General features: G+C 52.9%; 24 protein-coding genes. 12 read left to right on the forward strand and 12 right to left on the reverse strand.

What is annotated here, in order from left to right; genetic code table 11:
- The first annotated feature begins 7 nt into the window (after positions 1-7).
- The 5 genes from EPIR_RS16885 to ahr all read left to right on the forward strand — a co-directional run bounded on the left by EPIR_RS16885 (position 8) and on the right by ahr (position 4,350).
- The gene (locus EPIR_RS16885) at positions 8-550 is read left to right on the forward strand and encodes a fimbrial protein (RefSeq protein ID WP_023656699.1); all 543 of its coding nucleotides are present in this window, start codon (positions 8-10) and stop codon (positions 548-550) included.
- A 33-nt stretch (positions 551-583) separates the two neighbouring features.
- Complete coding sequence (locus tag EPIR_RS16890; RefSeq protein WP_023656700.1) at positions 584-1,504, forward strand: hypothetical protein; 921 nt, start codon at positions 584-586, stop codon at positions 1,502-1,504.
- A 387-nt stretch (positions 1,505-1,891) separates the two neighbouring features.
- Positions 1,892-2,728, forward strand: coding sequence for a winged helix-turn-helix domain-containing protein (locus EPIR_RS16895; RefSeq protein ID WP_023656701.1), 837 nt, complete (start codon positions 1,892-1,894; stop codon positions 2,726-2,728).
- On the forward strand, positions 2,721-3,188 hold the full coding sequence (locus tag EPIR_RS16900) for a hypothetical protein (protein WP_023656702.1): 468 nt from the start codon (positions 2,721-2,723) through the stop codon (positions 3,186-3,188). The genes EPIR_RS16895 and EPIR_RS16900 overlap by 8 nt, the downstream gene beginning before the upstream one ends.
- A 145-nt stretch (positions 3,189-3,333) precedes the next feature.
- Positions 3,334-4,350, forward strand: coding sequence for an NADPH-dependent aldehyde reductase Ahr (gene ahr, locus EPIR_RS16905; RefSeq protein WP_023656703.1), 1,017 nt, complete (start codon positions 3,334-3,336; stop codon positions 4,348-4,350).
- Between the two features lie 189 nt (positions 4,351-4,539).
- On the opposite strand, the gene EPIR_RS16910 is transcribed toward ahr, so the two are convergent.
- From EPIR_RS16910 to EPIR_RS16925, 4 genes are all read right to left on the reverse strand, one after another.
- A complete protein-coding gene (locus EPIR_RS16910; RefSeq protein WP_023656704.1) occupies positions 4,540-5,121 on the reverse strand; it encodes a LuxR C-terminal-related transcriptional regulator in 582 nt (193 codons plus the stop codon).
- A 440-nt stretch (positions 5,122-5,561) separates the two neighbouring features.
- Positions 5,562-6,854 carry an NAD(P)/FAD-dependent oxidoreductase gene (locus EPIR_RS16915; protein ID WP_023656705.1) on the reverse strand — a complete coding sequence of 431 codons (1,293 nt, stop codon included), beginning with the start codon at positions 6,852-6,854 and terminating at the stop codon, positions 5,562-5,564.
- Positions 6,855-6,874: 20 nt separating this feature from the next.
- Positions 6,875-7,297, reverse strand: coding sequence for a RidA family protein (locus EPIR_RS16920; protein ID WP_048697983.1), 423 nt, complete (start codon positions 7,295-7,297; stop codon positions 6,875-6,877).
- A 17-nt stretch (positions 7,298-7,314) separates the two neighbouring features.
- On the reverse strand, positions 7,315-8,454 hold the full coding sequence (locus EPIR_RS16925) for an ornithine cyclodeaminase family protein (protein WP_023656707.1): 1,140 nt from the start codon (positions 8,452-8,454) through the stop codon (positions 7,315-7,317).
- Between the two features lie 178 nt (positions 8,455-8,632).
- Here EPIR_RS16925 and EPIR_RS16930 point away from each other — a divergent pair, with 178 nt between their 5' ends.
- Both EPIR_RS16930 and EPIR_RS16935 read left to right on the forward strand, forming a co-directional pair.
- Positions 8,633-9,466, forward strand: coding sequence for an AraC family transcriptional regulator (locus tag EPIR_RS16930; protein WP_023656708.1), 834 nt, complete (start codon positions 8,633-8,635; stop codon positions 9,464-9,466).
- 178 nt (positions 9,467-9,644) lie between these two features.
- On the forward strand, positions 9,645-11,036 hold the full coding sequence (locus tag EPIR_RS16935; RefSeq protein ID WP_023656709.1) for an APC family permease: 1,392 nt from the start codon (positions 9,645-9,647) through the stop codon (positions 11,034-11,036).
- Positions 11,037-11,173: 137 nt separating this feature from the next.
- On the opposite strand, the gene EPIR_RS16940 is transcribed toward EPIR_RS16935, so the two are convergent.
- On the reverse strand, positions 11,174-12,358 hold the full coding sequence (locus tag EPIR_RS16940; protein WP_023656710.1) for a BaiN/RdsA family NAD(P)/FAD-dependent oxidoreductase: 1,185 nt from the start codon (positions 12,356-12,358) through the stop codon (positions 11,174-11,176).
- Between the two features lie 242 nt (positions 12,359-12,600).
- Between EPIR_RS16940 and pitA the strand changes: the two genes are divergently transcribed.
- Positions 12,601-14,100 (forward strand): inorganic phosphate transporter PitA, encoded by a 1,500-nt coding sequence (pitA, locus tag EPIR_RS16945; protein WP_157037547.1) that lies wholly within the window; start codon positions 12,601-12,603, stop codon positions 14,098-14,100.
- A gap of 66 nt (positions 14,101-14,166) precedes the next feature.
- Here pitA and uspB read toward each other — a convergent pair whose 3' ends face one another.
- Entirely contained in the window at positions 14,167-14,502 is a 336-nt protein-coding gene (gene uspB / locus EPIR_RS16950; protein ID WP_023656713.1) for a universal stress protein UspB, read from the reverse strand.
- Between the two features lie 299 nt (positions 14,503-14,801).
- Between uspB and uspA the strand changes: the two genes are divergently transcribed.
- On the forward strand, positions 14,802-15,239 hold the full coding sequence (uspA, locus tag EPIR_RS16955; RefSeq protein WP_023656714.1) for a universal stress protein UspA: 438 nt from the start codon (positions 14,802-14,804) through the stop codon (positions 15,237-15,239).
- A 21-nt stretch (positions 15,240-15,260) separates the two neighbouring features.
- On the opposite strand, the gene rsmJ is transcribed toward uspA, so the two are convergent.
- Together rsmJ and prlC are read right to left on the reverse strand one after the other, a co-directional pair.
- Positions 15,261-16,013 carry a 16S rRNA (guanine(1516)-N(2))-methyltransferase RsmJ gene (gene rsmJ / locus EPIR_RS16960; protein ID WP_023656715.1) on the reverse strand — a complete coding sequence of 251 codons (753 nt, stop codon included), beginning with the start codon at positions 16,011-16,013 and terminating at the stop codon, positions 15,261-15,263.
- Between the two features lie 7 nt (positions 16,014-16,020).
- Positions 16,021-18,078: an oligopeptidase A gene (gene prlC, locus EPIR_RS16965; RefSeq protein ID WP_023656716.1), complete on the reverse strand. Its 2,058-nt coding sequence runs from the start codon at positions 18,076-18,078 to the stop codon at positions 16,021-16,023.
- A 205-nt stretch (positions 18,079-18,283) separates the two neighbouring features.
- Between prlC and EPIR_RS16970 the strand changes: the two genes are divergently transcribed.
- Positions 18,284-19,108, forward strand: a complete 825-nt coding sequence (locus EPIR_RS16970) for a CPBP family intramembrane glutamic endopeptidase (RefSeq protein ID WP_023656717.1) — start codon at positions 18,284-18,286, stop codon at positions 19,106-19,108.
- 474 nt (positions 19,109-19,582) lie between these two features.
- Here EPIR_RS16970 and EPIR_RS16975 read toward each other — a convergent pair whose 3' ends face one another.
- Positions 19,583-19,768, reverse strand: a complete 186-nt coding sequence (locus EPIR_RS16975; RefSeq protein WP_023656718.1) for a hypothetical protein — start codon at positions 19,766-19,768, stop codon at positions 19,583-19,585.
- 150 nt (positions 19,769-19,918) lie between these two features.
- On the opposite strand from EPIR_RS16975, the gene EPIR_RS16980 reads away from it, so the two are divergent.
- Complete coding sequence (locus EPIR_RS16980; protein WP_023656719.1) at positions 19,919-20,761, forward strand: 23S rRNA (adenine(2030)-N(6))-methyltransferase RlmJ; 843 nt, start codon at positions 19,919-19,921, stop codon at positions 20,759-20,761.
- A 66-nt stretch (positions 20,762-20,827) separates the two neighbouring features.
- Here the strand turns inward: EPIR_RS16980 and rnz are convergent, their stop codons facing one another.
- A complete protein-coding gene (rnz, locus tag EPIR_RS16985) occupies positions 20,828-21,742 on the reverse strand; it encodes a ribonuclease Z (RefSeq protein ID WP_023656720.1) in 915 nt (304 codons plus the stop codon).
- A gap of 224 nt (positions 21,743-21,966) precedes the next feature.
- Between rnz and gorA the strand changes: the two genes are divergently transcribed.
- Positions 21,967-23,319: a glutathione-disulfide reductase gene (gorA, locus tag EPIR_RS16990; protein WP_023656721.1), complete on the forward strand. Its 1,353-nt coding sequence runs from the start codon at positions 21,967-21,969 to the stop codon at positions 23,317-23,319.
- 119 nt (positions 23,320-23,438) lie between these two features.
- Here gorA and EPIR_RS16995 read toward each other — a convergent pair whose 3' ends face one another.
- Both EPIR_RS16995 and EPIR_RS17000 read right to left on the reverse strand, forming a co-directional pair.
- Positions 23,439-23,780 carry a hypothetical protein gene (locus EPIR_RS16995; protein ID WP_023656722.1) on the reverse strand — a complete coding sequence of 114 codons (342 nt, stop codon included), beginning with the start codon at positions 23,778-23,780 and terminating at the stop codon, positions 23,439-23,441.
- A 582-nt stretch (positions 23,781-24,362) separates the two neighbouring features.
- Positions 24,363-25,439, reverse strand: a complete 1,077-nt coding sequence (locus tag EPIR_RS17000) for a fimbrial protein (RefSeq protein WP_048697986.1) — start codon at positions 25,437-25,439, stop codon at positions 24,363-24,365.
- Between the last annotated feature and the right edge of the window lies 1 nt (position 25,440).

The following is a 25,440-nucleotide window of genomic DNA, read 5'->3' on the forward strand; positions in this document are numbered from 1 at the left end:
GGAAAAAATGACGTTACTACCGCGTGCAGTAGGCATTTCGGTGGCGGTATTGCTGTTGTCTGGCGCCATCAGCGCCAGGGCCGCCATGGATACGGCAACCATTACCTTGAAAGCCACCGTAAAGGCGAATACCTGTAGCCTTGAAGATCGCGCGCCAACGGTCTTCTTACCCGTCGTTTCAGTCCGCGATTTTGCCGCTGTCAGAGGGACAACATTGGGGAATAAAAAAGTCGCCATACAGCTTAAAGACTGCGATCCGGCGGCGACGCAGGTGAAGGTGACGGCCAAAGGGGTGTCTGACGCAGATGATGGCAGTGCGTTTAAGAATAGCGCCAGTGGCAGTTATGCCGCTTCGGGCGTAGGACTCTATTTTTATACCGCTGATGGCATCCGCCGGTTTTATCCGGACGGTTCTGTATCTGACAGCGCTCGGCTGAGCGCGGGTCAGAATAATACCCTGGTATTTTCCGCCGGTTATGTCTCCACGAGAGATAGCGTTACCCCCGGCAACTTTATGAGCGTCGTCAACCTTGAGTTTGATTATCAGTAATTCAGCAAATAAATAGAGACAAACAGGTCTTCCATGAAACTAAAAATAGTCCGCCATTTTTTTTATGTTCTCCTTTCAATGGCATCTGCCGGTGGTTTATGTGCCGATTACGGTGGCCATATTACCTGGCCTGCATCGCTCACCAGTGCCGCAGGCACCGGGAGGGCAACATTAAACCTGCATGTCCCTAGTCAATCCTCCGCTTCAATCGGCAAGGATAACGTGTGGGTTGCCTGGGGAGCGGATACGTATCAGCTCAACAGGGATTGTATTCGGTGGAGCGGCAACGCCTATATTGATGTGGAGTACAAGCGTAAAGGCGGCGGATGGCTTGGCGGCAGGATGACCGCATTTCCGGCTAATTTTTTCGTCGATAGCGGTCATATTACGGTCGAGGGAAACGTATGGACCGATCTCGATGCGGTCAGAATGAATAGCATTAACTCAAGCGGATTAATCATTGAAAATACCTGTCCGCAAAATGAAGAAATCTGGATCCAGCGTGCCATTTCTATCGGCGAAAATCATTGGGATATGGAGATAAAAGGCACAATTCCCTTTAAGGCACAGTGTACCGTTTCCGTCGACACCCTGGTCGATTTGGGTGATATCAAGTACGGTGATCTGGTGAAATCCCCAGGGGCGTTATTAATGGAAAAAAAAGCAATGCTTCCGGTGAAATGGCACTGTGCGGGTAATAACCTTAACGAGAAAATAACGATAACAACCAATAAGGTATCGAACGGCTGCGTAGGAACGGGCAATGACTCATTACGCTTCTGCCTTTTCCGCGAAAACAGCGCTGTACCGATAGATTTAAGCCAGGGAACCTCTTCATTTGACGCGCCTCAAAATGGAGAGAGCACCCGTATTATGGTGGTTCCCGGCGCGGGAAAAAACCCTCAACCCGGCGAGAGCCAGGGGATAATGACAATCAGGATAGAGCCACAATAAAAACGTGTTATTTCCGCTCTGATACGGCAAGCCAATAAAACATATCAACGATCTCATCATGATCCTTAAATATCAGCATTGAGTTATCCCGACGATAGCGTTTTATTTAGAGAATGACGGGGATCGCCCAAAAAAGAGCGGAAATAACTTATCTTCCATCGCCTTATATGCTTACATTTCACAAGATAATAATCATGATAATTTGCATTATGTCAAAGTTATTTACTGATTAACTTATTGACATAATGTGAGTTAATCTGCAATAAATTTGCTCCTGAAACCACTAAGTCGCCCGCTATTTAACTGTGCTATAATTGCAGGAATAAAATAATAAAACCCTGATATTGACACAATTAATTTAAAACCTGCAAATTTAGGGGAGATGGTTTGAGTAGAAAATTTACGATCAACAAGATAATCACTTTTGAACCCGAAAAAAAAAGCATTTCCGGGAAAAACGCTTCGTTCCCTGTCAGTGCCTCGGCTGCATTATGCCTCGAATTATTGATAATAAATATCGGCGAACTGGTCACTCACGAACAGCTTTATGATTTTGCCTGGCGTCGATTCGGCATGGAGCCAACATCGACGTCTCTTTATCAAAACATTTCTAACCTGCGGCGCGCTCTTAAAAAAAGTGGCCTGAACGAAGAGATCATTCGTACTATGCCACGCAGGGGATTTCTCCTTTCTCCGCTAACGGAAATCGTACGGGAAACCTACTCGCCAGACACTGAGCCTTTGCCGGATCTTACAGCCGCAGATAGCGATGCCCCTGCCGTAAAAGAGGTCGTTTTACCTCAAACCCCCGAGGTCAGTGAGCAACCCGCAAGGCGACGAAATGAAACTGAGAAGACGGATAGCAAAGAAAAAAATATAAAAAAAATGGCCGTTTGTGGCATTGGTCTTATGCTTTTACTTTTGTTGGCATTGTTATACATGAATAAGACGGAAACGCTTGAAAAAAATAGTCTGTTTGTGCCTTTTATGACCAGCGATAATTGTTCTATTTTTGTCAACCGTGACAGTCGATTGAGTTCTGAAGAGATACATAAGTTTATCTCCGTGCTAAATATCTCCTGCCAGGCGAACCGATATTTTTATATCACAACCTATAAAAATGCTGACAGAGCCTCTGTTTTTATCTGTCAGAATCCACTACTGGAAAAAGAGAACTCTTGGTGCCACTCTGACTATTACATAGGAAATATGATTGATGAATAGGCTGCTAGTATTCCCACTGCTGATCGTCGTCATTATTGCCACAGCCGTTATCGTCACTCACCAGCAAAGTAGCGAGCAGAAGATAAACTGCCGGGGAGAGGTTTCCATCAAAAGAAACGCCGACAGGCTGAATCTGGTAGCGGCACAACAGTTAAATGGCGGAGACGGAACCCTGTCTCTCTCTGGAGTCCTGTATGAAGGCCATGATATTGCGGGTTATTTAAGTAAAACGGTCAGTTTTACCTACGATAGGGATGAAGATTTTTATCGGCTGAAGTCTGGGCATATTATCAACTCACCACAAATGACTTTACCTGCTGATAAAGAAAGAGCCTGGCTACCGACCTTTTTTATTGATGAGGGCACTCCCCATACGCTGGAGATAAAGCCTTATGGCAACCATAGCTGGCTGATTTACTCGCATACGGTCCCGCTATTTATCTGTGAAAAAAACCTGTAAATCACACTTCAAGCTATTCATTTTATAGCAGTTTTTTAGCACACCCCGCCGAATAGTGGCTTAACCGTTTGTGTGGCGAGATTTCCGGTTACGCCTCTGAGCCGCTACACTCAATGGCTGAACACAACCGGATAATGAGATATCGATGAAAATTAAAAGCTATGCGGCAATGAAAGCCGGGCAGGCGCTGGAGCTTTATGAGTTTGAAGCCGAAGCGTTATCTGCTGAAGAAGTTGAAGTCGAAGTCGAATACTGCGGTGTTTGCCACTCCGATCTGTCGATGATCGACAATGAATGGGGAATTTCCCGCTATCCGACCATCGCCGGTCATGAAGTGATTGGCCGCGTTTCAGCGCTCGGTGAGGCGGCAAAAGATAAAGGGCTGTCGCTGGGACAGCGCGTTGGTATTGGCTGGACGGCGAAAAGTTGCCAGCATTGTGATGCCTGCATTAACGGTGAGCAGGTCAACTGCCAACAGGGCAGCACCCCGACCGTGCTTAACAACGGTGGCTTCGCCAACAAAATGCGTGCCGACTGGCAATGGGTCATCCCTCTGCCGGAAAGCCTTGATGCCGCGACTGCCGGCCCGCTGCTGTGCGGCGGCATTACGGTATTCAAACCGCTGCTGATGAGCAATATCACCGCCACCAGCCGCGTCGGGGTGATCGGCATTGGCGGTCTGGGTCATATCGCTATCAAGATCCTGCATGCAATGGGAGCGGAGGTGGTCGCGTTTAGCTCTACCCCGCATAAAAAACAGTCCATCCTGGATATGGGTGCCGACGAGGTGATAAATAGCCGTGACCCGGAAGCCCTTAATGCTCAGGCTGGACGTTTCGATCTTATCCTAAGTACCGTCGCCGTGGATCTCGACTGGAAGCCGTACTTTGATGCGCTGGCACCGAAAGGCAAATTCCATACCGTTGGCGCGGTGATGAAACCCTTCCAGGTGGGTGCATTTGATTTGATCTCGGGTGATAAAGCCTTGACCGGCTCATCTACCGGCTCTCCTGGCCAACTGCGCTCGCTGCTCAAGCTGGCATCGCGCCGTGATATCGCGCCACAGGTTGAGTTCTTCCCCATGTCGCAAATCAATCAAGCGCTGGAGCATGTGCGCGAAGGTAAGGCTAACTTCCGCGTGGTGTTAAAAGCGGATTTCTGATTTTACTGTACAGATAATGAGCCAGAGAGGCGCATAAACCTGCATCAAATAAGCATATCCGGCGACCTGCTCTTGGGTCGCCTTCTTCCGGTCGTATGCTGCCGATCAACGGCGAGCATGGCTCACCTCACAGGTTGGAAAAAACGGACTCGTTTTATAGACGGTTCAAGACTATGCAGGCACAGTGCGTTAACGCGCTCTTCTGTTATTTTTCGGCAGCTCGCCATTCTGGATTTTGAGATAGAGAAAACTCAACGAGTGCGCCTGGTATTTGGTTTTCATGTTGTTGAGATGGGAGTAAACCGTTTTATGACTCAGCATCAGTCGCGAAGCCATGTTCGCTACAGGCAAATTTTTAAATACCATTGACCTGATTTTTCTTTCCATATTCGTCAGTAAGATACCCTGGGAGTTATCCTTGTAGTTGATCAGTCCTGTCAGCTTGGCACTATATTGATCTAAGGTGATTTTTTTCCGCGACAACTTCAGTAACTGATAAATAAAATCAGTGATGCACACGTTGGCATCGATAAAAAAATGACTGTCATAGAAATCTGACGGAAACAGTGAACTATTACCGACCACGACAAAATGCTGACCGATAAATAAATTCGAGAAGTTCATTATCTGCTTCAAGGCTTCTTCGGGGTATGTCAGATAGCGCATATCGACAACAACCAGCTTTTCGTGCTCGCGACTCACCTTATTTTCATTTAAAAAAACTGAATTTACTGCAAGTTCGAAATAACGACAGTCACTAATAACATGCATGAGAAAGCCTTCTGCGATTCTTAAAAAAATAAGCCATTGATTAACTTGAAAAGTCAGGCCATATTAAGTTGAGACAGAAGGGCAAACAACCACCCATAAAAAAAATAACAAAATAATAAACAAATGAAGTTTAAGTGATTGTATTTAAAGTGTTTATGGAATTTATTAAAGAGATAAAAATAGATTTTAATATTATTAAAATAATTAGCCTAACCTCTCAAAGCCTCTTCGCCGTTCTTTTCCCTTTACCCACCCTCACCCGAACTCAACACAACTGCATAAGAAAAAATGAAGGCTGGTCAGTTTAGAGGGAAGCGACAGGTTAAAAAAATAAGAGGGGAAACATAGAAGCAATATCTAAAGATAGGTCGCGGGCGGGTATATCAGCCAGGTCGCAACGTGGCGATTCTGGCTGACAATAAAGGTAAAACGAGCAGAGGTTAAAAGCGCGTGAAGCAATAAGGTCTGGGATCAATTATCGGTGTACAGGCGGAAACGATATCCGCCGCCAGCTGTCCGGCAGCCGGGGAAGTTCCGAACCCATGTCCTGAAAAACCGGTTGCCAGCGTCAGTCCCGGCATGCGCGCTACCGGGCCGATCACCGGATTAGAGTCCGGCGTCACGTCAATCACTCCGGCCCAGGCATCGGCAATTTTAGCGTTCTCAAACGCAGGCCAGGCGCTCATCAGATTCGCCATCGCTTCGGCGTTCAACGCTAAATTCGCCGGTGGATCCATCGTGCGTACGCATTCGAACGGTGAGCGTTTATTAGCGGCCCAACGGCGCGGCAGTGCCAAATCGCGCAGGAAATTTTTGCCCAGCGAAATGCGTAAGAAACTACGCTGGGCGCGCAGCTGCGCCAGATAGCGCGATCCAATCAGCAAATGGTCGAGGGTCAGAGAAGCATCCAGCGCGCCACGCTGGGTAATAATAAAGCCACCGTCACAATGCTTGCGGAATGAGAAGTCCGGAGCGCCTACCGCGATATCCGTTGGCCCCTCCATCGGCGTGGTACGTAGCACCGAACAGATCAGTGGCAGCGTGGGAAGCGAGATGCCGAGATTGCCGAGAAAACGCCGTGACCACAGCCCCCCGGCCAGCAGCACCTGTTCACAGCTGATTTCACCTTTTTCTGTGACAACGCCGCTCACCTTGCCGCCGGAGGTCACCAGCGAACGTACCGCACAATTCTCAACTATCGTCACGCCCTTTGCGATTGCCGCGTTGGCAATCGCACTGGCGGCCAGCGTTGGCTCCGCTCGACCATCCGAAGGCGTAAAGATGCCACCAGCCCATGCGCCGCGTCCTCCCGGCACCCGTTGCGCAATTTGATTTGCGCTCAGCAGATGCGAATCCAGACCGAGATGCGCCACTGATTTCAGCCAGCTTTCATGCATCGCCATCTGCGCCGGAGTGCGGGCAATAAACATAATGCCAGCCTGGCGATAGCCAACATCACAACCGGTGCGCTGCGGCATGTCTGCCCACAGGCGGTCAGATGCCTGCGCCAGCGGGATATCTTCGGCTACGCGACTGGTTTTGCGCACCCATCCGAGATTGCGCGAAGACTGCTCCCCCGCAAGACGCCCTTTCTCCAGCAGCACCACGGGGATATTACGTTCAGCCAGCGTCAATGCGGCCGTGAGTCCGACGATCCCGCCGCCAATCACCACAACGGTGGTGGCAGAAGGAAAGGTCGATGCGGTCTGAACCGGATTGATTGCAGGAGCCATAGTGACCTTGTTAATCCATGTTAAAGAGCAAGAGTTATTTTTTGCACGTCTGCCGTTGCCGCCCCGCGCCAGGCCGTCACCTCCAGCTCGACCTTATAAACGGTAGAGCCGAGCGGCGGGCAGGTAACGGTGGTTGCCGGGTCGACGCCGCGAAACTTCTCGCCAATAATCGCCATCACCGTCTGCACGTCCCGTGGGTCCTGAATAAATACCCGTGACATCACCACATCAGCAAGAGAAGCATCAACGGCAGCCAGCGCCTGCGCGATATTGGCAAATACCTGGTGAGTCTGCTCACTGACATCCTCCGGGATAATTTTGGTCTGGGGATGACGCCCGGCGGTATTGGAAACAAAAATCCAGTTATCCACCGCCACGATGCGTGAGTAGCTCGCCTGCTCTTCGAGGACGGAGCCTGTTTTGACTTTAATAATGTGGGTCATCATGTTTTCCTGATGGGTTAGCTTAATACGGGAGATTCCCAGAGATTCAGCTTCACGCCGATGCCTTTTTCCAATGCGTTGCGATATACCACGGTGCCCCAGGCCACGTCCTCAACCGGCATACCACCGACCGACATCATGATGATCTCTTCGTCGTTCAGACGACCGGGAGCATCACCAGCGATAATCTTGCCGATATCTTCCAGCTGTTCATGTGTCATCTTCCCTTCCGCCACCATGTCCATAAAGCGCACGCCGATCACCGGGATAGTATGGTGAGCCGGCTTCGGCACCTCCTCAAACCAGGCATGATAAAGCCCCGTATTGTCGAGCACCTTGCGCACGTCAGCCTGTTCCATGCCCTCGTCAATGTTGCATGACGCCGGCATCGCCAGGAATGCGCCAGGCTTAACCCATTCCCGCTTCACCAACGGATAGGTTGCCGGATCGCCCACTTCACCCGAATTGCAGTAGGTGACAATATCGGAGCCACGTACCACCTCTTCAATGCTGTCGACAATTTCAATCGAGGTGATTTGTGGGTAAGTGACCGTGACCCAAGAGATAAAGGAGTCCAGGCTCTGTTTGCCGCGTCCTTTGACCTTAATGGTGTCGATCTCCGGGCAAACGGCGATAAAAGCGGCAATCACGGTTTTACCCATCACCCCCGGCCCCAGCAGACCAACCACCTTCGAGTCCTTACGTGCCAGATGACGCGCGCCAACGCCGGGTATCGCGCCGGTACGGTACGCCGACAGCAGGTTGGCCGACATATGCGCCAGCGGCGCTCCGGTTTCCACATCATTCAGGGTGAACATCAGAATCGAGCGCGGCAGCCCTCTCTCCCGGTTAGCAATATTAGAGCCGTACCACTTCACCCCGGCGGTACAGAAGCTGCCGCCGAGATAGGCTGGCATCGCCATTAAGCGGCGGTCGGCCGTCGGCTTCGGCATGGTTGGGAACGGGGAGTTTTCCGGGAACGTCACCATCGCGCCGTGCGAGTCATTGTTTGAACCCGCCATGCGGTAGTCCCCCTGCCAGAGCAGGCCAAACATCTCTTCCATCGTGTCCACACAGGCTGGCATATCCGTTACCCCGGCGCGGATCATGTCCTGTTCTGAAAGATAGATAAAATCAATTTTAGTCGAGTCAGACATGCCGATTACCCCGTTAAATGAGTGAGTTACATCTTATTAAACGCTGCGATACGGATTGAAAATAACGCCCGGCAAAGCGGACTGTATTGAAGATTTGCGACACGCGGCGATATCAGCGAATAAAAAATGGCACCCGGATTGCATCACCAGTGAGTCATCTCATTTGCAGGACTCGCCTATGTCACATGCCATGCATCCGCTTCATCGTGCAGAGATCCATCCCGAACAGCCCTGGTTTGTCCTCAGCGCGGCACAGCATTATTCATTGATACCCGGCAACCACCCGGCCATTTCCCACTTCTACAGTTTTCAAGTGGCACCGTCGGCCAGCATGACGCTGGCCGTGCCGGACGGCTGCGTGGATATCATTTTTGATTGTGATGCGGTACGGCCCGTGGCGAGAGTCTGCGGAACCACGCTGGAGGCGCGCAGCGCAGCGCTGTTCTGTAACCATCGCTATTTCGGTGTACGCTTTGCACCCGGCGTGATGCCAGATTTTCTTGATGTGACGGCCTGTGAACTGACCGATGACGAATTTGATTTTTTTGATGTGGTGCCGGACGCGCGTCACGCCTGTGAACAAATCCTGCATACTGCGCTATTTTCGCAGCAGATCGCGCTGTTTAATACCTGGTTTACCCCGCGACTGGTGCGTAAATCCTCGGCGGTCACCCGCTCGGTCATCCAAACAATCATGCAGCATAAGGGAAATATCCGCGTTGAACAGCTGGCGACATTAAGTGGTTATACCTGCCGCACTATCCAGCGCCAGTTTCGCCAGGATACCGGTATGTCCCCAAAGACATTCGGACGTATGATGCGCTGCCAGGCCGCGTTAAATAATCTGCATCTGCCCGGCGACCTGTCCTGCTCCGACCTCGCCCTGGATCTTGGATTCAGCGATCAGTCTCATTTTCTGCGCGAATTCAAAAAACTGGTCAGCACCACGCCGCTGGACTATCAGCGTCGCACGCTGCGGGCAGCCTGGAACGATCGTATTCGTTGTCACTAACGGCGAAAGTGAGCGCCAGCTTATCGCCGATCGGCACCTAAAAAGTGCATGCGTTGCACCACTGCACTGTCCGATTTTTTCTATCCGTGTCCGCCATTGCTGATAAATGATGCCAGTCCGTCTCGTGGCTCAGTAGACCTCTTGCGAGCCTCTTTCACTGACAACTAAGGTGCTGGCAATGAGCAACTCGTCCGGTTTACGAAAAAATTCTCTCGGCTTATTTTCTCTGGTGTTCTTTGTTGTGGCTGCGGCATCTCCCTTGACCGGGGTGGTCGGCGGATTGCCGGTGGCCATTTTTACCGGTAACGGCGGCGGCATTCCCGTCATCTACATTATGGCCTGTGCCATCCTGATGGTTTTCTCGGTGGGATATATCGCAATGAGCCGCCACGTCAGTGATTCGGGCGCTTTTTATACCTATATTTCAAAGGGGCTGGGCGAAAACTGCGGCGCTGCGGCATCTGTCGTGGCGCTGATTGCCTATTTTTCGGTACAGACCGCCGTGGTGGCGATGCTTGGCTTCTTCACCCAGCTCTTTTTGCAGCAGCACCTCGGCGCGCAGGTCCCGTGGTGGCTGCTCAGTATGCTGTTTGTGGTGATTGCCTGGGTGCTGGGCATTAAGCGGGTGGAGGTCGGCGGTAAACTGCTGGGCGTGCTGATGCTGGCAGAGGTGGCGATTGTGTTACTGACTGACGTGATGCTGCTGGTGAAAAAGAACGGGCCGCTGAATATCAGTTCGTTTGAGCCTTCGGTGTTTATGCACGGCAATCTCGGCATCGCTTTTGTGTTCGCTATCGCTTCATTTATCGGCTTTGAGTCAACGGCAATCTACGCGGAAGAGTGCCGCGATCCGCATAAAACCGTACCGCGAGCCACCGTCTGCGCCCTGCTGATTATTACCGCCTTCTTCTGCTTTACCAGCTGGTCGCTGGTGCAGGCCTATGATTTCGACCGGCTGGTGCAAATTGCGCGGCAGGACCCCGGCAATTTCATCTTTGATATTACCCGTCAATATGTTGGCCAGTGGGCGGTCGATACGATGGCGGTACTACTGATCACCAGCCTGTTTGCGGCATCGCTGGCTTTCCACAACAATATTTCACGCTATATTTTCAGTATCAGCCGTGATGGCCTTATCTGGAAAGAACTGTGTAGCACCCACCCGACTAACGGCACGCCGCATAACGCCAGCCACCTCCACAGCGTCATCCTGCTGCTGCTGTTGGCGGGAATGGGCAGCGTTGGCATCGACCCAATGGCGCAGATTTTTGCCTTCGGATCGGCGATTGCGACGCTGTCGATTCTGGTACTCCAAGTGGGGGTATCCGCCGCCGTCATCGTGTTCTTTCGCCGCAAAGCGATACATGATTACAGTGCCTGGCAGGTATTCTGGGCACCGCTGATTGCATTATCCGCGATGTCGATCACCATTATTCTGGTGGTTAACAATTTGCAGCTGCTAAGCGGTAGTGATTCGACACTGGTCAAGCTGATCCCGTGGTTTATCGCTATCTGCTGCGCAGCGGGTTATATGCTGTCAGTGAAGCGCCGGGTGCGTAGCGCGGCCTGAGGGTTGCGGCTGGTCTGGACGTATCAAATGACAAGTTGCGGAAATAACGCGGGTTCCGCTCATCACCCTGTGCTACCCAGCCGCCATCATGTTGGCCCAACATAATCGTTCAGGTTCGTGCTTCAGATCGGTATACCTCACAACGCCTGCGCGCAAGCCCAGGCCGAGCTCCACGCCCACTGGAAATTATAGCCCCCCAGCCAACCGCTGACATCAACCACTTCACCAATGAAGTACAGTCCGGGGACATCGCGTGCTTCCATCGTTTTAGACGACAGCTGGCTGGTGTCGACGCCGCCAAGCGTCACCTCGGCGGTACGATAGCCTTCGGTGCCGTTTGGCTGCACGCGCCACTGGTGCAGGGCGCTGGCCAGTTCAATTTGCTGGCGGCTGTTCAGCTGTTTCAGGGTGCATTCGGGGATCATACCCAGCAGCTGTAGGCACTCAACAAGACGCTTCGGCAGCAGCTTGGCGAGGGTATTCTTCAGGCTTTGATTAGGGTGAGCGCGGCGCTCGTCGTTCAGGAACACATCAATATCCTGCACGGGCGACAGGTTTATCGTAATAAACTCCCCCGGCTGCCAGTAACTGGACAGTTGCAATACTGCCGGCCCCGACAGGCCACGATGGGTAAACAGCAGCGCTTCTTTAAAGACCGTGCCGTCTTCGGCGGCGATCGTCGATGGCACCGACACGCCAGAAAGGGCCTGCAACTGTTCCAACAAAGGTTTATGCAGGGTGAACGGCACCAGTCCGGCGCGGGTCGGGAACACCTTTAAACCAAACTGTTCCGCGACCTTGTAGCCGAACGGCGATGCCCCCAGGCCCGGCATCGACAGGCCCCCGCTGGCGATCACCAGTTTTTCCGCCTGCACCTGTGCGCCGTTCAGCTCCAGCGTATAGCCGATGGCATCGCGCGTGACAGCCAGCACCTCACTACGCAGGCGCAGCATCACCTGCCCGGCTTCACACTCTTTCAACAGTAGATCGGCCACCTGCTGTGCCGAATCATCGCAAAATAGCTGGCCGAGGGTCTTTTCATGCCAGGCGATGCCATGACGGTTAACCAGGTCGATAAAATCCCACTGGGTATAACGCGCCAGCGCAGATTTGCAAAAATGCGGGTTTTGCGACAAATAGGCAGACGGTTCAGTATAGAGGTTGGTGAAATTACAGCGCCCACCGCCAGACATCAAGATCTTACGGCCGGCTTTTTTGCCGTTATCGATCAGCAGCACACGCCGCCCTTTTTGCCCGGCCTCGGCCGCACAAAACAGGCCAGCCGCACCGGCTCCAATTACGATAACGTCAAACTTTTCCACCACACACTCCACGCCAGGCCGTAAAAGCGCTGATTGTAGTGAGTTGGCGGCAGGGATACCAGCTTCATGCCAAAACAGCGACAAAACTTTTTTTTAACTTTATGATTTAAAAATAATTTCATCAGCAATCGTCACTTTACTGACGCATTAATGTCAAAAAAAGTCTATATTTCCCTTTCCCCGGGTGCGGTTTGTCGCTGATAATGCGCCGCGTTCATGTCCTCCAAAATGGCGTAACGCTTATGCTACATCTGTTTGCTGGTCTCGATTTAAATACCGGCCTGTTATTGATACTTGCTCTGTTGTTTGTCTTATTTTATGAGGCCATCAATGGTTTCCACGATACGGCCAACGCGGTAGCTACCGTGATCTACACCCGTGCAATGCGCTCGCAGTTAGCGGTCGTCATGGCGGGAGTTTTCAATTTCTTTGGTGTACTGCTGGGCGGTTTAAGCGTGGCTTACGCGATTGTCCATCTGCTACCCACCGACCTGCTGCTTAACGTCGGATCGGCGCACGGGCTGGCTATGGTCTTTTCCATGCTGCTTGCCGCCATCATCTGGAATCTCGGCACCTGGTATTTTGGCTTACCGGCTTCCAGTTCCCATACCCTGATTGGTGCCATCATTGGTATCGGCCTCACCAACGCGTTGCTGACTGGCACCTCGGTGGTGGATGCGCTGAACATCCCCAAAATGATCGGTATCTTTATGTCGCTGGTTATTTCACCGATCGTTGGCTTAGTCATCGCGGGTGGTCTGGTGTATATCCTGCGTCGCCACTGGAGCGGGAATAAAAAACGTCGGCGTATTCATATGACGCCAGCAGAGCGTGAAAAGCTCGACGGCAAGAAAAAGCCGCCGTTCTGGACGCGTATTGCCCTGATTGTCTCGGCGATTGGCGTCAGCTATTCGCACGGTGCAAACGACGGTCAGAAAGGTATCGGCCTGATTATGCTGGTGCTGATCGGCGTGGCACCCGCTGGTTTCGTGGTCAATATGAACTCCAGCGGTTATGACATCACCCGCACACGCGATGCGGTCAACCACCTGGAACAGTATTACCAGCAGCATGCCTCTTCTCTGAAGCAGGTTATCGAGATGTCTCCCCCTGCGCTGCCGACGCCGGAACAGGTTCCTTCCGCGCCGCATGAGTTCCACTGTGATGCGGCACGCGCGCTGCCTGCTATCCATCTGGCACAGGGGCTGCTGAACAACCTCTCCAGCTATGATGCTCTGAACGTGGAGCAGCGCAGCCAGCTGCGTCGCCTGCTGATGTGCATTTCGGATACCGCAGAAAAAGCGGCCAAGCTGCCGGGAACCTCGTCTGACGACAAACGTTTCCTGACCAAACTGAAGGGCGATCTGCTGAATACCGTTGAGTATGCCCCGATATGGATTATTGTTGCCGTAGCCTTAGCGCTGTCGCTGGGTACAATGGTTGGCTGGCGTCGTGTTGCCACCACCATCGGTGAGAAAATCGGCAAGAGAGGGATGACTTACGCTCAGGGGATGTCTGCGCAGATGACGGCGGCAGTATCGATTGGGGTAGCCAGCTATACCGGGATGCCGGTATCGACGACTCATGTTCTCTCCTCCTCCGTAGCGGGCACCATGCTGGTCGACGGCGGCGGCGTACAGGGACGCACCATCAAGAATATCCTGTTGGCCTGGGTCTTTACCCTGCCGATTTCGATTTTGCTTTCTGGTTGCCTGTACTGGCTGGCGCTGAAACTGATCTGATGTGCAAGAGCGAACGTTAATCGGATGCCAGTCACCCATGTGACTGGCATTTTTTTTTCCCCAATGTCAGTGCCAGATGGCCAGCCCGATCAGGCCGACCGTTACCAACCCACAAAGCGCACTGGTTAACATAAATTGCCCACGAACCCGCTGACAGCGGCGGATAAACTCATCATCGTGGTGATCAAGATAGCGCTGCGCCCAGATATAGCCTATCAGCCGCACCTGCTTACTCGGCTGCCCATGAGAAGTAAAGAATCCGGCCCCATCCACATACTGATAAAGCAGCGGATCGCAGCCACGAAGCACCACCAGCAGTGCACGCAGAGAAGAGTAATAGCGTGCCATATTGATGACACAGACGAAACAAAGAGCCCAGAATAACGAAACGGTGCTGATCATCATCTCCCTCCCGCCCCATTCATCGCACAGATACGTGAAGCACCTGACGATGATACCGCCTACCTTGACTACTGCGCATATTGTTGCAAACCGATTGACGGGAAAAAAGGCGATTGCCACCGTCAATGATCAGTGTAGAAGATCTGTTTATTTTTTTTCCAGCGTGATGTCGCTATCTGCAATCAAATAGTCGGAGGATGATATTGCACTCCCTTGCATAAAGGCTGAGCTACACCACAACAATTGGCAACATTTTCGCTATACTGCCTGTCAGCACTCACCCGCACAGGAGTAAAAATATGTCCTATAAACACATTTTGATTGCCGTCGACCTTTCACCTGAAAGCAAGCTGCTGGTCGACAGAGCCGTATCAATGGCACGCCCCTACAACGCGAAAGTCTCGTTGATCCACGTTGATGTGAACTATTCAGATCTGTATACCGGGCTGATTGACGTTAACCTCGGCGATATGCAGAAGCGGCTGTCCCAAGAGACGCACAGCGCCCTGACCGAGCTGTCGACAAGCGCCGGTTATCCCATTGCAGAAACGTTAAGCGGCAGCGGCGATCTCGGTCAGGTGCTGGTCGATGCGATCAAGCAGTATCAGGTTGATTTAGTGGTTTGCGGCCATCACCAGGATTTCTGGAGCAAGCTGATGTCCTCGGCGCGCCAGCTGATCAACACGATTCATGTTGATATGCTGATCGTCCCACTGAATGACGACGACGACGACTAACCCAGACATGACGGGCCTGTCTCACGGGGTGAGCGGGGCATAGATATCAAATCGGTGACTTTTGGTGGTCACCGCATTTGGCGTATTGATGCCCGCTAACGGCGGCGCGTAGTCCGGGCGCTTCACCACTACGCGCTTCTTCGCCAAAGTCCGCGCGGGCTGCAACAGCCCATCCGCATCGTCATCCGCCCCCACCAGCGACTGGAATACGCGCATCTCTTTTTTCACCAGCGCACTTTTTTGCTTGTGTGGGTACATCGGATCAAGATACACCACGTCCGGCGGCGGCGTGATATCGGTGAGCGCCGACAGGCTGGAAGCGTGCAGCAGCGTCAGCTTGTCGCGCAGCCAGGGGCCGATTTCGGCATCCGCATAGCCACGGCGTAAACCATCATCGAGCAGCGCCGCCACCACCGGGTTGCGTTCTAACATCCGCACACGGCAGCCGAGCGCCGCCAGCACAAAGGCATCGCGCCCCAGCCCCGCCGTGGCATCGACCACATCCGGCAGATAGCCACTTTTGATGCCAACGGCTTTTGCCACCGCTTCGCCCCGGCCACCGCCAAATTTACGTCGATGCGCCATCGCCCCACTGACAAAATCAACAAATATGCCGCCGAGTTTAGGCTCATCACGCTTGCGCAACTCAAGATGCTGTGGCGTCAGAACCAGTGCCATCAGCGCGCTGTCGTCGTGTTCCAGCTGCCAGCGGGCGGCTAAAACAGATAAGGCGCCGTCTCCGGCGCCTGATTCATCTAACAAACAGATGTTCACTGATGACTTATCCTTCGCTGCCCTGTTCTTTAATACCGTAATGTTCCAGCATCGCGTCCAGCTTGGGTTCACGACCTCGGAAACGGCGGAATAGCGCCATTGGCTCTTCGGACCCGCCCCGCGTCAGGATGTTATCCAGGAAGGACTGCCCGGTTTCACGGTTGAAGATCCCCTCCTCTTCGAAGCGCGACCAGGCATCTGCCGCCAGTACATCGGCCCACAAATAGCTGTAGTACCCTGCCGCGTAGCCTCCGGCAAAGATATGGCTAAAGGCATGTGGGAAGCGGCCCCATTCTGGTCCAGGCATCACGGCAACCTGTTTTTTAATCTCTTTCAGCATATCAAGGATCTGCGCACCTTTAGCCGGGTCAAACTCGGCGTGCAGGCGGAAGTCAAACAGGCCGAACTCCAGCTGACGCAGGATAAACAGCGCCGCCTGATAGTTCTTAGCCGCCAGCATTTTGTCCAGCAACTCCTGCGGCAGCGGTTCACCCGTTTCATAATGACCGGAGATAAACGCCAGCGCCTCCGGCTGCCAGCACCAGTTTTCCATAAACTGGCTTGGCAACTCAACGGCATCCCAGGGCACGCCGTTAATACCGGACACGCCCGGGGTTTCAATGCGCGTCAACATATGGTGCAGGCCGTGGCCGAACTCATGGAACAGGGTCGTCACTTCATTATGGGTAAACAGCGCAGGCTTGCCGCTCACCGGGCGGTTAAAGTTGCAGGTCAGGTAGGCGACCGGTTTCTGAAGGCTGCCATCGGCTTTGCGCATCTGGCCTACGCAATCATCCATCCACGCCCCGCCGCGCTTGTTCTCGCGCGCATACAGGTCAAGGTAGAAACTGCCGCGCAGCTCGCCGCTTTCGTCGAACAGGTCGAAGAAACGCACGTCCGCATGGTAAACATCAACATCGTGGCGCTCTTTGGCGGTAATGCCGTAGATGCGTTTCACCACCTCGAACAGGCCGCCCAGCGCACGCTGCTCCGGGAAGTACGGGCGCAGTTGCTCATCGCTGATGGCGTAAAGATGCTGCTTCTGCTTTTCACCAAAATAGGTCAGATCCCAGGGTTGCAGCTCATCAACGCCGTGCTCTTGTTTGGCAAAGGCGCGCAGCTGGGCCAGCTCATGCTCGGCCTGTGGGCGGGCGCGCTTCGCCAGGTCGCTAAGGAAATCGGTCACCTGTGCCGGGTTTTCCGCCATTTTGGTCGCCAGCGATTTGTCGGCGTAAGAGGCAAAACCGAGCAGCTGGGCGAGTTCATGGCGCAGTGCCAGCTCTTCTGCCATCACCGCGCTGTTATCCCACTGACCGGCGTTCGGCCCCTGATCGGAGGCGCGGGTCGAATAGGCGCGATATAGCTCTTCACGCAGCGCCTGGTTGTCGCAGTAGGTCATTACCGGCAGATAGCTTGGAATATCCAGCGTCAGTAACCAGCCATCCTGTTCTTTGGCTTGAGCCTGGGCTTTCGCCGCCGCCAGCGCGCTCTCCGGCATACCGGAAAGCTCACTCTCGTCCACAATCAGTTTGCTCCAGCCCATCGTGGCATCAAGCACGTTGTTACTGTAGGTGGAGCCAAGCTCCGACAGGCGCGCGGCAATTTCGCCATAGCGCTGCTGTTTCTCTTTCGATAGCCCGATCCCGGAAAGCTCAAAGTCACGCAGGGCGTTATCTACCGCTTTTTTCTGCGCAATATCCAAAGGTGCATAGTTATCGCCCTCTTTCAGATCGCGATAAGCCTGATACAGCCCCTCATTTTGACCTACCCAGGTGCTGTATTCAGACAGCAGCGGCAGCGTTTGTTCATAGGCCTGACGCAGTTCCGGGCTGTTTTTTACCGAATTAAGATGGCTGACCGGTGAAAACAGACGGCTGAGATGGTCATCCACTTCCGCTAAAGGCTGCACCAGGTTATCCCAGCTGTAGGGAGCTCCCTGGGCCACCACCTTCTCCACCGCTGCGCGACATTTATCCAGCGCCTCTGTCACGGCAGGCACCACATGTTCAGGTTTAATGGCAGAGAAAGGGGGGAGCGTAAAAGAGGAGAGTAACGGATTGGTCATAGCGCAGTCCTTTAATCATTGTATGGGCAATCCGTTTAACATGGGGGTAAGTGGCGTGAAAATCAATGCTGCGGTGCGTAGGCTACCCTATTCACTGTTTCTGTTGCATTTTAGGCACTTTACGATTTGCCACTTATAAAGGGGCATTGCATACTGCCACGTCCTAAAATCCCCTACGATTTCATTACAAACAGGGAGTGTATCTATGTGGTATGTTTTGGCAGCCTCACTGCTGCTGCTGCCCCTCTATCAGCGCGGCGCAATGATTCTGCTGTTGGTCGCGCTGGGACTGGCTATCAGTAACCAGACATTGTTAGCGCCCGGTATCATCGCACTGGTGTTAATCGGCATTGTCGCCCTTTATTGTCGCTGGCAAAAAAAACCTGGGCCATTTTCTCTGGCCGGGGAGTTTATTCTGGTCGCCTGCGCGGTCGCTCTGATGCTGCATCTTATCCCCGGCTTCCATAATCTGCCGATCGTTTCCGGCGTACAGGCCGGGCCGCAGAGCGCACCGTTTACCTTCTATTACAACTTGGATAAAGCCCTGATCCCGTTTCTACTGCTGGCCGCCCTGCCCGGCCTGTTACAGCGCCCGGCAAAGGCCCCGTCTAACCCGGTGTGGTGGTTGGTTCTGCTGATGTCCATGCCGCTGCTGCTGCTGGCAGCGACCCTTGCCGGGGGGATAAAGGTGGAGCCGCATCTGCCGGAGTGGCTGGGCGCCTTTATGCTGGCCAATCTGTTTTTTGTCTCGATGGCGGAAGAAGCGCTGTTTCGCGGCTATGTTCAGCAGCGACTCAGCAAACTGCTCGGCGATAAGCCAGCCCTGTTGATTGCCGCACTGCTATTCGGCTGTGCGCATTTTTCTGGCGGCCTGCTGCTGGTGCTGTTTGCGACGCTTGCCGGGATAATCTATGGCTTGGCATGGATGTGGAGCGGTCGGCTCTGGGTCGCTACTCTAATGCATTTTTCCTTTAATATGTTGCACCTGCTGTTCTTCACTTATCCGGTGTTACAGCCGCTAGCAAAGTGAATTCTCAGAGGGTTCATTTAATGGCACGAAGTGGATAACGGTTGGAACGGACAGCCTTCAGGCTGCCAAGTATTTTCCACAGCCTTGATAACTTGTGGTGACAAGCCTTAGGGTTTTTCCGACCGCTGCTGTTGACCTTCACTTGGGCCAGGGGATCGACTCCCGCCATATCGTTCTTCTGGCCACACGATGAACTGGCTTTCCGAACCTTTTCATAAGGGATAGCTTCAACGTTAATTAAAGAGGAAATTATCAGCGCAAACTTTATATATTCAGAGTAACGATTCGATGTATCAATATACTGACTGTAATAGCGCCTCATTTATTTCATAAGGCATTGATAAGAATAACCTTCATATATCATCCCCGTACTTCGCAAGCACAGCGTTATATTTATTTACTCTGACAATGATTTTAATCGGCAGTTAATGACGAGACTGATCTGGCTTTGAGCAAGTTTGATGTGATTCTGACTCATGACTTTATTCCTTGATAGATAACATCCTTATCAAAACCTCTCATGAACCCGATGAAATCGTTATTCGACAGGCGAGCTAGAGAAATTTCATCCTGGTATTGATAAAGCGCAGCAAGACCTGACTCACTCAATGCCGTTTTACCTGGCAAAAGCTGAAGAACGGCAGCCCATACGGCGCTCATCCCTGATATAATCCCTCGCCTTAAAAGGTTCTCATGCTTTTCCCTGCATCCGCTGCTGTGCGCCGTTCTGTAGGTAATCCGTGGGGTAATAATTGTGAAAATTGATTCACCATCAATTAAAACCTTATAAAATCAACAGGATAAATAAAAATGCTCAGTTACCGCCACAGTTTTCATGCTGGCAATCACGCCGATGTTCTTAAACACACCGTACAAAGCCTGATTATCAGTTCGCTGAATGAGAAAGATAAACCTTATCTCTATCTCGATACCCACGCCGGAGCCGGGCGCTACCAGCTTAGCGGCGAACATGCGGAGCGCACAGGAGAGTATCTGGAAGGCATCGCCCGTATCTGGCAGCAGGAAAACATACCGGAAGAGCTGGCGGCCTATATCGGCGTGGTTAAAAATCTTAATCCAGGCGGCAAGCTGCGTTATTACCCGGGATCACCGCTGATTGCCCGTTTCCTGCTGCGCGAATTCGACAAATTGCAGCTGACCGAACTGCACTCCAGCGACTATCCACTGCTGCGCAATGAATTTCTGAAAGACGACCGCGCACGCACCGAACGTGCCGACGGCTATCAGCAGATGAAATCCAAACTGCCGCCGCTGTCGCGCCGTGGTTTGATCCTGATCGACCCGCCCTATGAGATGAAAAGCGACTATCAGGACGTGGTTAAAAGCATTCAGGAAGGTTACAAACGTTTTAGCACCGGGGTGTTCGCACTGTGGTATCCGGTGGTTATGCGCCAGCAAATCAAGCGCATGTGTAACGAACTGGAAGCCACCGGCATCCGCCGTATTTTGCAGATAGAGCTGGCGGTACGCCCGGACAGCGATCAGCGCGGCATGACGGCTTCCGGTATGATTGTGATTAATCCGCCGTGGAAGCTGGAGCAGCAGATGAAAAACGTGCTGCCGTGGCTACATAAAGTGCTGGTACCGGCGGGAACTGGCCACACCAAAGTCAGCTGGATTGTGCCGGAATAATCGCTGACGACCGGCGCGGGATCGCATTGCCGATCCCGCGCCGGTTGCGGCCGTCCGCCACGCGTTTTACACGGTAAACAGCGCAAAGTCGTGCGCCATTTCGGTGTGCGGGAATACTGCCCGGCATTCCGCCAGCAAACGCTCATAGTCATGATGCAAATAGCGTGAACTGAGATGCGTAATAATTAATTTTTTTGCCCCACTCTGCTGTGCCACCCGTGCCGCCTGTACCGTCGAAGAGTGACCGCGCCCGTTGGCTTTCTCCTCCATCGCCACTTCCAGCGTGGCTTCATGCACCATGACATCAACCCCGGCAGCCAGCTCAACTGCCGCTGCCGTCGGGGCGGTATCGCCAAAAATCGCCAGACTGCGCCCTTTGATCTTGCTACCCACATAGTCCCAGCCGTTGATAACGCGCCCGTCATCCAACGTCACGCTGCGCCCTTGCTTAAGGTCATAGAAATAAGGCCCCGCCGGGACGCCGTGTGCCGCCAGCTTCGGTGCATCCAGCGCGCCGGGCTTATCGAACTCGTCAATGCGGTAGCCGTAGCACTCTACCGGATGGGTAAGCGGATAGGCGGTGACGCGAAAATGCGCGTCCTGAAACACCTCTCCCGCGCCAATTTCGATAATTTCCAGTGGGAAAGTCAGCCAGGAACCGCTCAGGCTGAGGGTGGTTTCAACGAAGGTTTTTATCCCCGGTGGCCCGTACAGCGTCAAGGGTTCCAGACAGCCATTCATTGAGCGGCTGGTCAGCAGTCCCGGCAGGCCAAAGATATGATCGCCGTGCAGATGGGTGATAAAGATCTTTTCGACCCTGCCGGGCTTGATCGGCGTGCGCAGGATCTGATGCTGCGTACCTTCGCCACAGTCAAACAGCCAGGTCGCATTACGCACGCCCTGCAAATTCAGCGCGATGCTGGTCACGTTACGCTCACGGCTTGGCGTACCGGCCCCGGTTCCTAAAAACTGCAAATGCATAATTAGCAGACTCCGTTAATTGTGTATGCCACCGGAGTTTTTCGCTCCGCCGTTGCCCAGTTTAGCGCACAACGGTCAGAGAGTTGCGTCGCCGCACTGCTCACTGAAATGGCAGGCGGCTTCCTTCCTATCACAATCATAGACGCAATCTTTGCGGGTTTTGCCCGAGTGGCGTTAAACTCTCGGGTAGCTGAATCTTTTCATTTAAATAATTGGGACATTCGATGACCAAACATTATGACTATCTTGCCATCGGCGGCGGCAGCGGCGGTATCGCCTCCATTAACCGTGCGGCTATGTACGGACAGAAATGTGCGCTGATCGAAGCGAAGGATCTCGGCGGCACCTGCGTTAACGTTGGCTGTGTACCGAAAAAAGTGATGTGGCATGCGGCACAGATTGCCGAGGCTATCCACAACTACGGCCCGGACTACGGCTTTGATACCACCGTCAATCAGTTTAACTGGGACGTGCTGGTCAAAAATCGTAGCGCCTATATCGACCGTATCCATACCTCGTACGATAACGTGCTGGGTAAAAATAAGGTGGACGTGATCAAAGGATTTGCGCGCTTTGTTGATGCGCACACCGTTGAGGTGAACGGCGAGAAAATTACCGCCGATCATATTTTGATCGCCACCGGCGGCCGTCCAATTCTGCCAGCCATCCCTGGGGCCGAACACGGCATTAACTCCGACGGTTTCTTCGAGCTGGGATCACTGCCAAAACGGACTGCCGTAGTCGGAGCGGGCTATATCGCGGTTGAGATCGCCGGGGTACTGAACGCGCTGGGTTCTGAAACTCATCTGTACGTGCGTAAACACGCACCGCTGCGCAGTTTCGATCCGCTGATTGTCGAGACGCTGGTTGAAGTGATGAACAGCGAAGGCCCAACGCTGCATACCGAATCCACGCCGGAAGCGGTTGTTAAAAACGCCGACGGCAGCCTGACCCTGAAGTTGGAAAACGGCAAAGAGCAGACCGTCGACTGTCTGGTCTGGGCGATTGGCCGTGAGCCAATGACGGATAACCTGAACCTGGACGTGACCGGCGTGCAGCTGAATGAAAAGGGTTATATCAACGTTGATAAGTATCAAAACACTAACGTGAAGGGCATCTATGCGGTCGGCGATAACACCGGAGCGGTAGAACTGACCCCGGTGGCGGTTGCTGCCGGACGCCGCCTTTCCGAGCGCCTGTTTAACAACAAGCCGGACGAGCATCTGGACTACAGCAATGTACCGACAGTGGTCTTCAGCCACCCGCCGATCGGCACCGTGGGCCTGAACGAGCCGGAAGCGCGTGAGAAATTTGGCGACGACCAGGTGAAAGTGTATCAATCGTCGTTTACCGCGATGTATACCGCCGTCACGCAACATCGCCAGCCGTGCCGGATGAAACTGGTATGCGTAGGTAAAGAAGAGAAGATCGTCGGTATCCACGGCATCGGCTACGGGATGGATGAGATGTTACAGGGCTTCGCGGTGGCGCTGAAAATGGGCGCAACGAAAAAAGACTTTGATAACACGGTAGCGATTCACCCAACCGGGTCGGAAGAGTTTGTCACCATGCGATAATCGCACGCTGTCAATGGCGGAGCGGGTTGGATCTCCAGCCCGCTTTCATCTACGGCGGCGCTGCGCCGATCACAATCCATTGTAAGACGGCATATACCCCGGAAGAAAACTGCTGGGGTTCACCGATAGCTAACGGTCAAAATTCCCTGACGTTGTGCACTGTCAAGCCAGCTCAATTGCGCTCGGGCGCGGTTCTGATTGAATGTGCGTACGTCGCCGCTTGAGACATTGATAGGTTGATGTGCCATTTCCCCCTGGTGAAAACAGTCGCTGGAGACGTTACTCGTTTCGACCTGAATCCGGCAGGCAGGCTCATAAATTTGACCGATGAAGTTGACCTGGCCACTGGCAACGACCGCTCGCTGCTCGCTGGCTAATGCGCCACCCTGCATCACTACCATCATCATTCCTGATAGCAGAAAGCCTTTACACCAGCCCGAAATATTTTTCCCAGACATCATCTAATCCCCCCTATCTGCCCATCAATGCTTGCCGGAAGCGAACTGACGACTTCAGAACCTGCCCGCTATTTGTTCCGGTTTTCCACGTAGCTTTAATACCAGCCAGACAGTTGACGACGAATACACCCCGAGACTTCGAAGGGCCTGTGCACCTGCCGCATCACGCCTGCCTTATTAAGCATACACACAAAACGGGCACGTCATGCACATAAATGAATGAATGTCTGATGTTTAAAACTATTAATTTCTAGCCATTGATTGGCACTAACGGGCTTACAGAGTAATCACATGCTTATTTGAGATAGGATAATGGTTACCTCTATAAACTATAACTCATGAAACATCATGGCGAGTGCCACGATCGGATGAGAGGAACGAACTGGTGACAGTCGATAAGAGGGTCGGAGGGGGGGCTTTTAACGCTTCCATACTCATTTCAGACCACCGTCATGGTAAGTGGGATGAAACCTGTAACCGGTGACGGACGGCATCGCAGACAGTGACTCGCCTTTTAGCGTGATTTCTGCGCGCGTCCGCCGGATCACCAGACGATGTGATCTCTGCTAATAAACTGTCATTCCGTCATTTGAAGGTGACATCGACATTCGCCGAGGCGTTGAATGTCCCTGTTTGAGGTGAATTATTCAGCCAGCGTAGGCTGGCAATGAAATCGTTCTGCACCACGCTGCCATTCACTGAACCCAGCGGCACGCTGGTATTAAACGGAATAAAATTGCCCGGTGTGCTGGCCGTCGAGATCGAGATCCCAAAGCCGCTGTTGGTGCTGGGCAAAATAATATCCGTTCCGCTGACAGGCGAAGTGGTACTGAAGCTGGCAACCAGCACCTGCCCCTGACAATCCTGCCCGGCGTTGGTTAAGTTTGCCACTACCGAGAAGGGCATCTGTTTTTCAACGGTGCCTGCCACCGCTCGGCGTGCCGGAATGGTGCCAAAATTCACCGTGTTGCCATTATTTGCCACGACACTGACCTGCGGGGTACAGGAGATAAAACGAATGTTCCCCAGCCCGGTGACGTAAGCACGAAAATTACTGTTGGGCGTACTGTTCAGGCCATAAAAGCCGTCAACCTGAAACACAGCATATTGGCCTGTATTGTTAATACGGCCGTTAGCCGGTGGAGCGCTACCGGTCGCTTTAATATAAACAGAATAGGTCACGGTCACGGTTAATGATTGCGCCGGCGGTCGGCAGCCCCATCCCCAACTCCAACCCCAAAATCCCCACGCCGCACGACATTCGGTTCCCCGACCAACGTCAGTTCTGCTGCCGGAACTGGGTTTTATATCAATACTGCGCCAGGTGACTCCTACCTCAATTGACGGGTGAATGCCCTGCATCTGGCTGGCCGGGTCCCAATACAGGTAGGCGTTTTCACCTTTTGGATAATTTTCGCTATCCCGGCACTGGAAAGTAGAGGTGTAGCTGGGTGAGCGCCACAGGATGGTGCCTGGCGTTAAGTTTGCGGTTGAAACGCTGATTGCCTGATCCAGAGCGATGACCTGGGAAAGCGATCCGCTTGATGCGTCCGAGCAAGAAAGCGCCAGAGCACTGGGTGAAAACAGACTAAACATCGCCATCATCAATGCGAAGCCGAAGTAGGTTAATCCACGGATAAACTGCGCAACCATAGAAAGCATC

Source organism: Erwinia piriflorinigrans CFBP 5888, assembly GCF_001050515.1.
Taxonomy (GTDB): Bacteria; Pseudomonadota; Gammaproteobacteria; order Enterobacterales; family Enterobacteriaceae; genus Erwinia; species Erwinia piriflorinigrans.

Bases quoted from the DNA above. Each gene is read 5' to 3' on its own strand.
- EPIR_RS16885 (WP_023656699.1), top strand. From the start codon at position 8: ATGACGTTACTACCGCGTGCAGTAGGCATTTCGGTGGCGGTATTGCTG.
- EPIR_RS16890 (WP_023656700.1), top strand. From the start codon at position 584: ATGAAACTAAAAATAGTCCGCCATTTTTTTTATGTTCTCCTTTCAATG.
- EPIR_RS16900 (WP_023656702.1), top strand. From the start codon at position 2,721: ATGAATAGGCTGCTAGTATTCCCACTGCTGATCGTCGTCATTATTGCC.
- ahr (WP_023656703.1), top strand. From the start codon at position 3,334: ATGAAAATTAAAAGCTATGCGGCAATGAAAGCCGGGCAGGCGCTGGAG.
- EPIR_RS16910 (WP_023656704.1), bottom strand. From the start codon at position 5,121: ATGCATGTTATTAGTGACTGTCGTTATTTCGAACTTGCAGTAAATTCA.
- EPIR_RS16915 (WP_023656705.1), bottom strand. From the start codon at position 6,854: ATGGCTCCTGCAATCAATCCGGTTCAGACCGCATCGACCTTTCCTTCT.
- EPIR_RS16920 (WP_048697983.1), bottom strand. From the start codon at position 7,297: ATGACCCACATTATTAAAGTCAAAACAGGCTCCGTCCTCGAAGAGCAG.
- EPIR_RS16925 (WP_023656707.1), bottom strand. From the start codon at position 8,454: ATGTCTGACTCGACTAAAATTGATTTTATCTATCTTTCAGAACAGGAC.
- EPIR_RS16930 (WP_023656708.1), top strand. From the start codon at position 8,633: ATGTCACATGCCATGCATCCGCTTCATCGTGCAGAGATCCATCCCGAA.
- EPIR_RS16935 (WP_023656709.1), top strand. From the start codon at position 9,645: ATGAGCAACTCGTCCGGTTTACGAAAAAATTCTCTCGGCTTATTTTCT.
- pitA (WP_157037547.1), top strand. From the start codon at position 12,601: ATGCTACATCTGTTTGCTGGTCTCGATTTAAATACCGGCCTGTTATTG.
- uspB (WP_023656713.1), bottom strand. From the start codon at position 14,502: ATGATCAGCACCGTTTCGTTATTCTGGGCTCTTTGTTTCGTCTGTGTC.
- uspA (WP_023656714.1), top strand. From the start codon at position 14,802: ATGTCCTATAAACACATTTTGATTGCCGTCGACCTTTCACCTGAAAGC.
- prlC (WP_023656716.1), bottom strand. From the start codon at position 18,078: ATGACCAATCCGTTACTCTCCTCTTTTACGCTCCCCCCTTTCTCTGCC.
- EPIR_RS16970 (WP_023656717.1), top strand. From the start codon at position 18,284: ATGTGGTATGTTTTGGCAGCCTCACTGCTGCTGCTGCCCCTCTATCAG.
- EPIR_RS16975 (WP_023656718.1), bottom strand. From the start codon at position 19,768: ATGAGCGCCGTATGGGCTGCCGTTCTTCAGCTTTTGCCAGGTAAAACG.
- EPIR_RS16980 (WP_023656719.1), top strand. From the start codon at position 19,919: ATGCTCAGTTACCGCCACAGTTTTCATGCTGGCAATCACGCCGATGTT.
- rnz (WP_023656720.1), bottom strand. From the start codon at position 21,742: ATGCATTTGCAGTTTTTAGGAACCGGGGCCGGTACGCCAAGCCGTGAG.
- gorA (WP_023656721.1), top strand. From the start codon at position 21,967: ATGACCAAACATTATGACTATCTTGCCATCGGCGGCGGCAGCGGCGGT.
- EPIR_RS16995 (WP_023656722.1), bottom strand. From the start codon at position 23,780: ATGATGTCTGGGAAAAATATTTCGGGCTGGTGTAAAGGCTTTCTGCTA.
- EPIR_RS17000 (WP_048697986.1), bottom strand. From the start codon at position 25,439: ATGCTTTCTATGGTTGCGCAGTTTATCCGTGGATTAACCTACTTCGGC.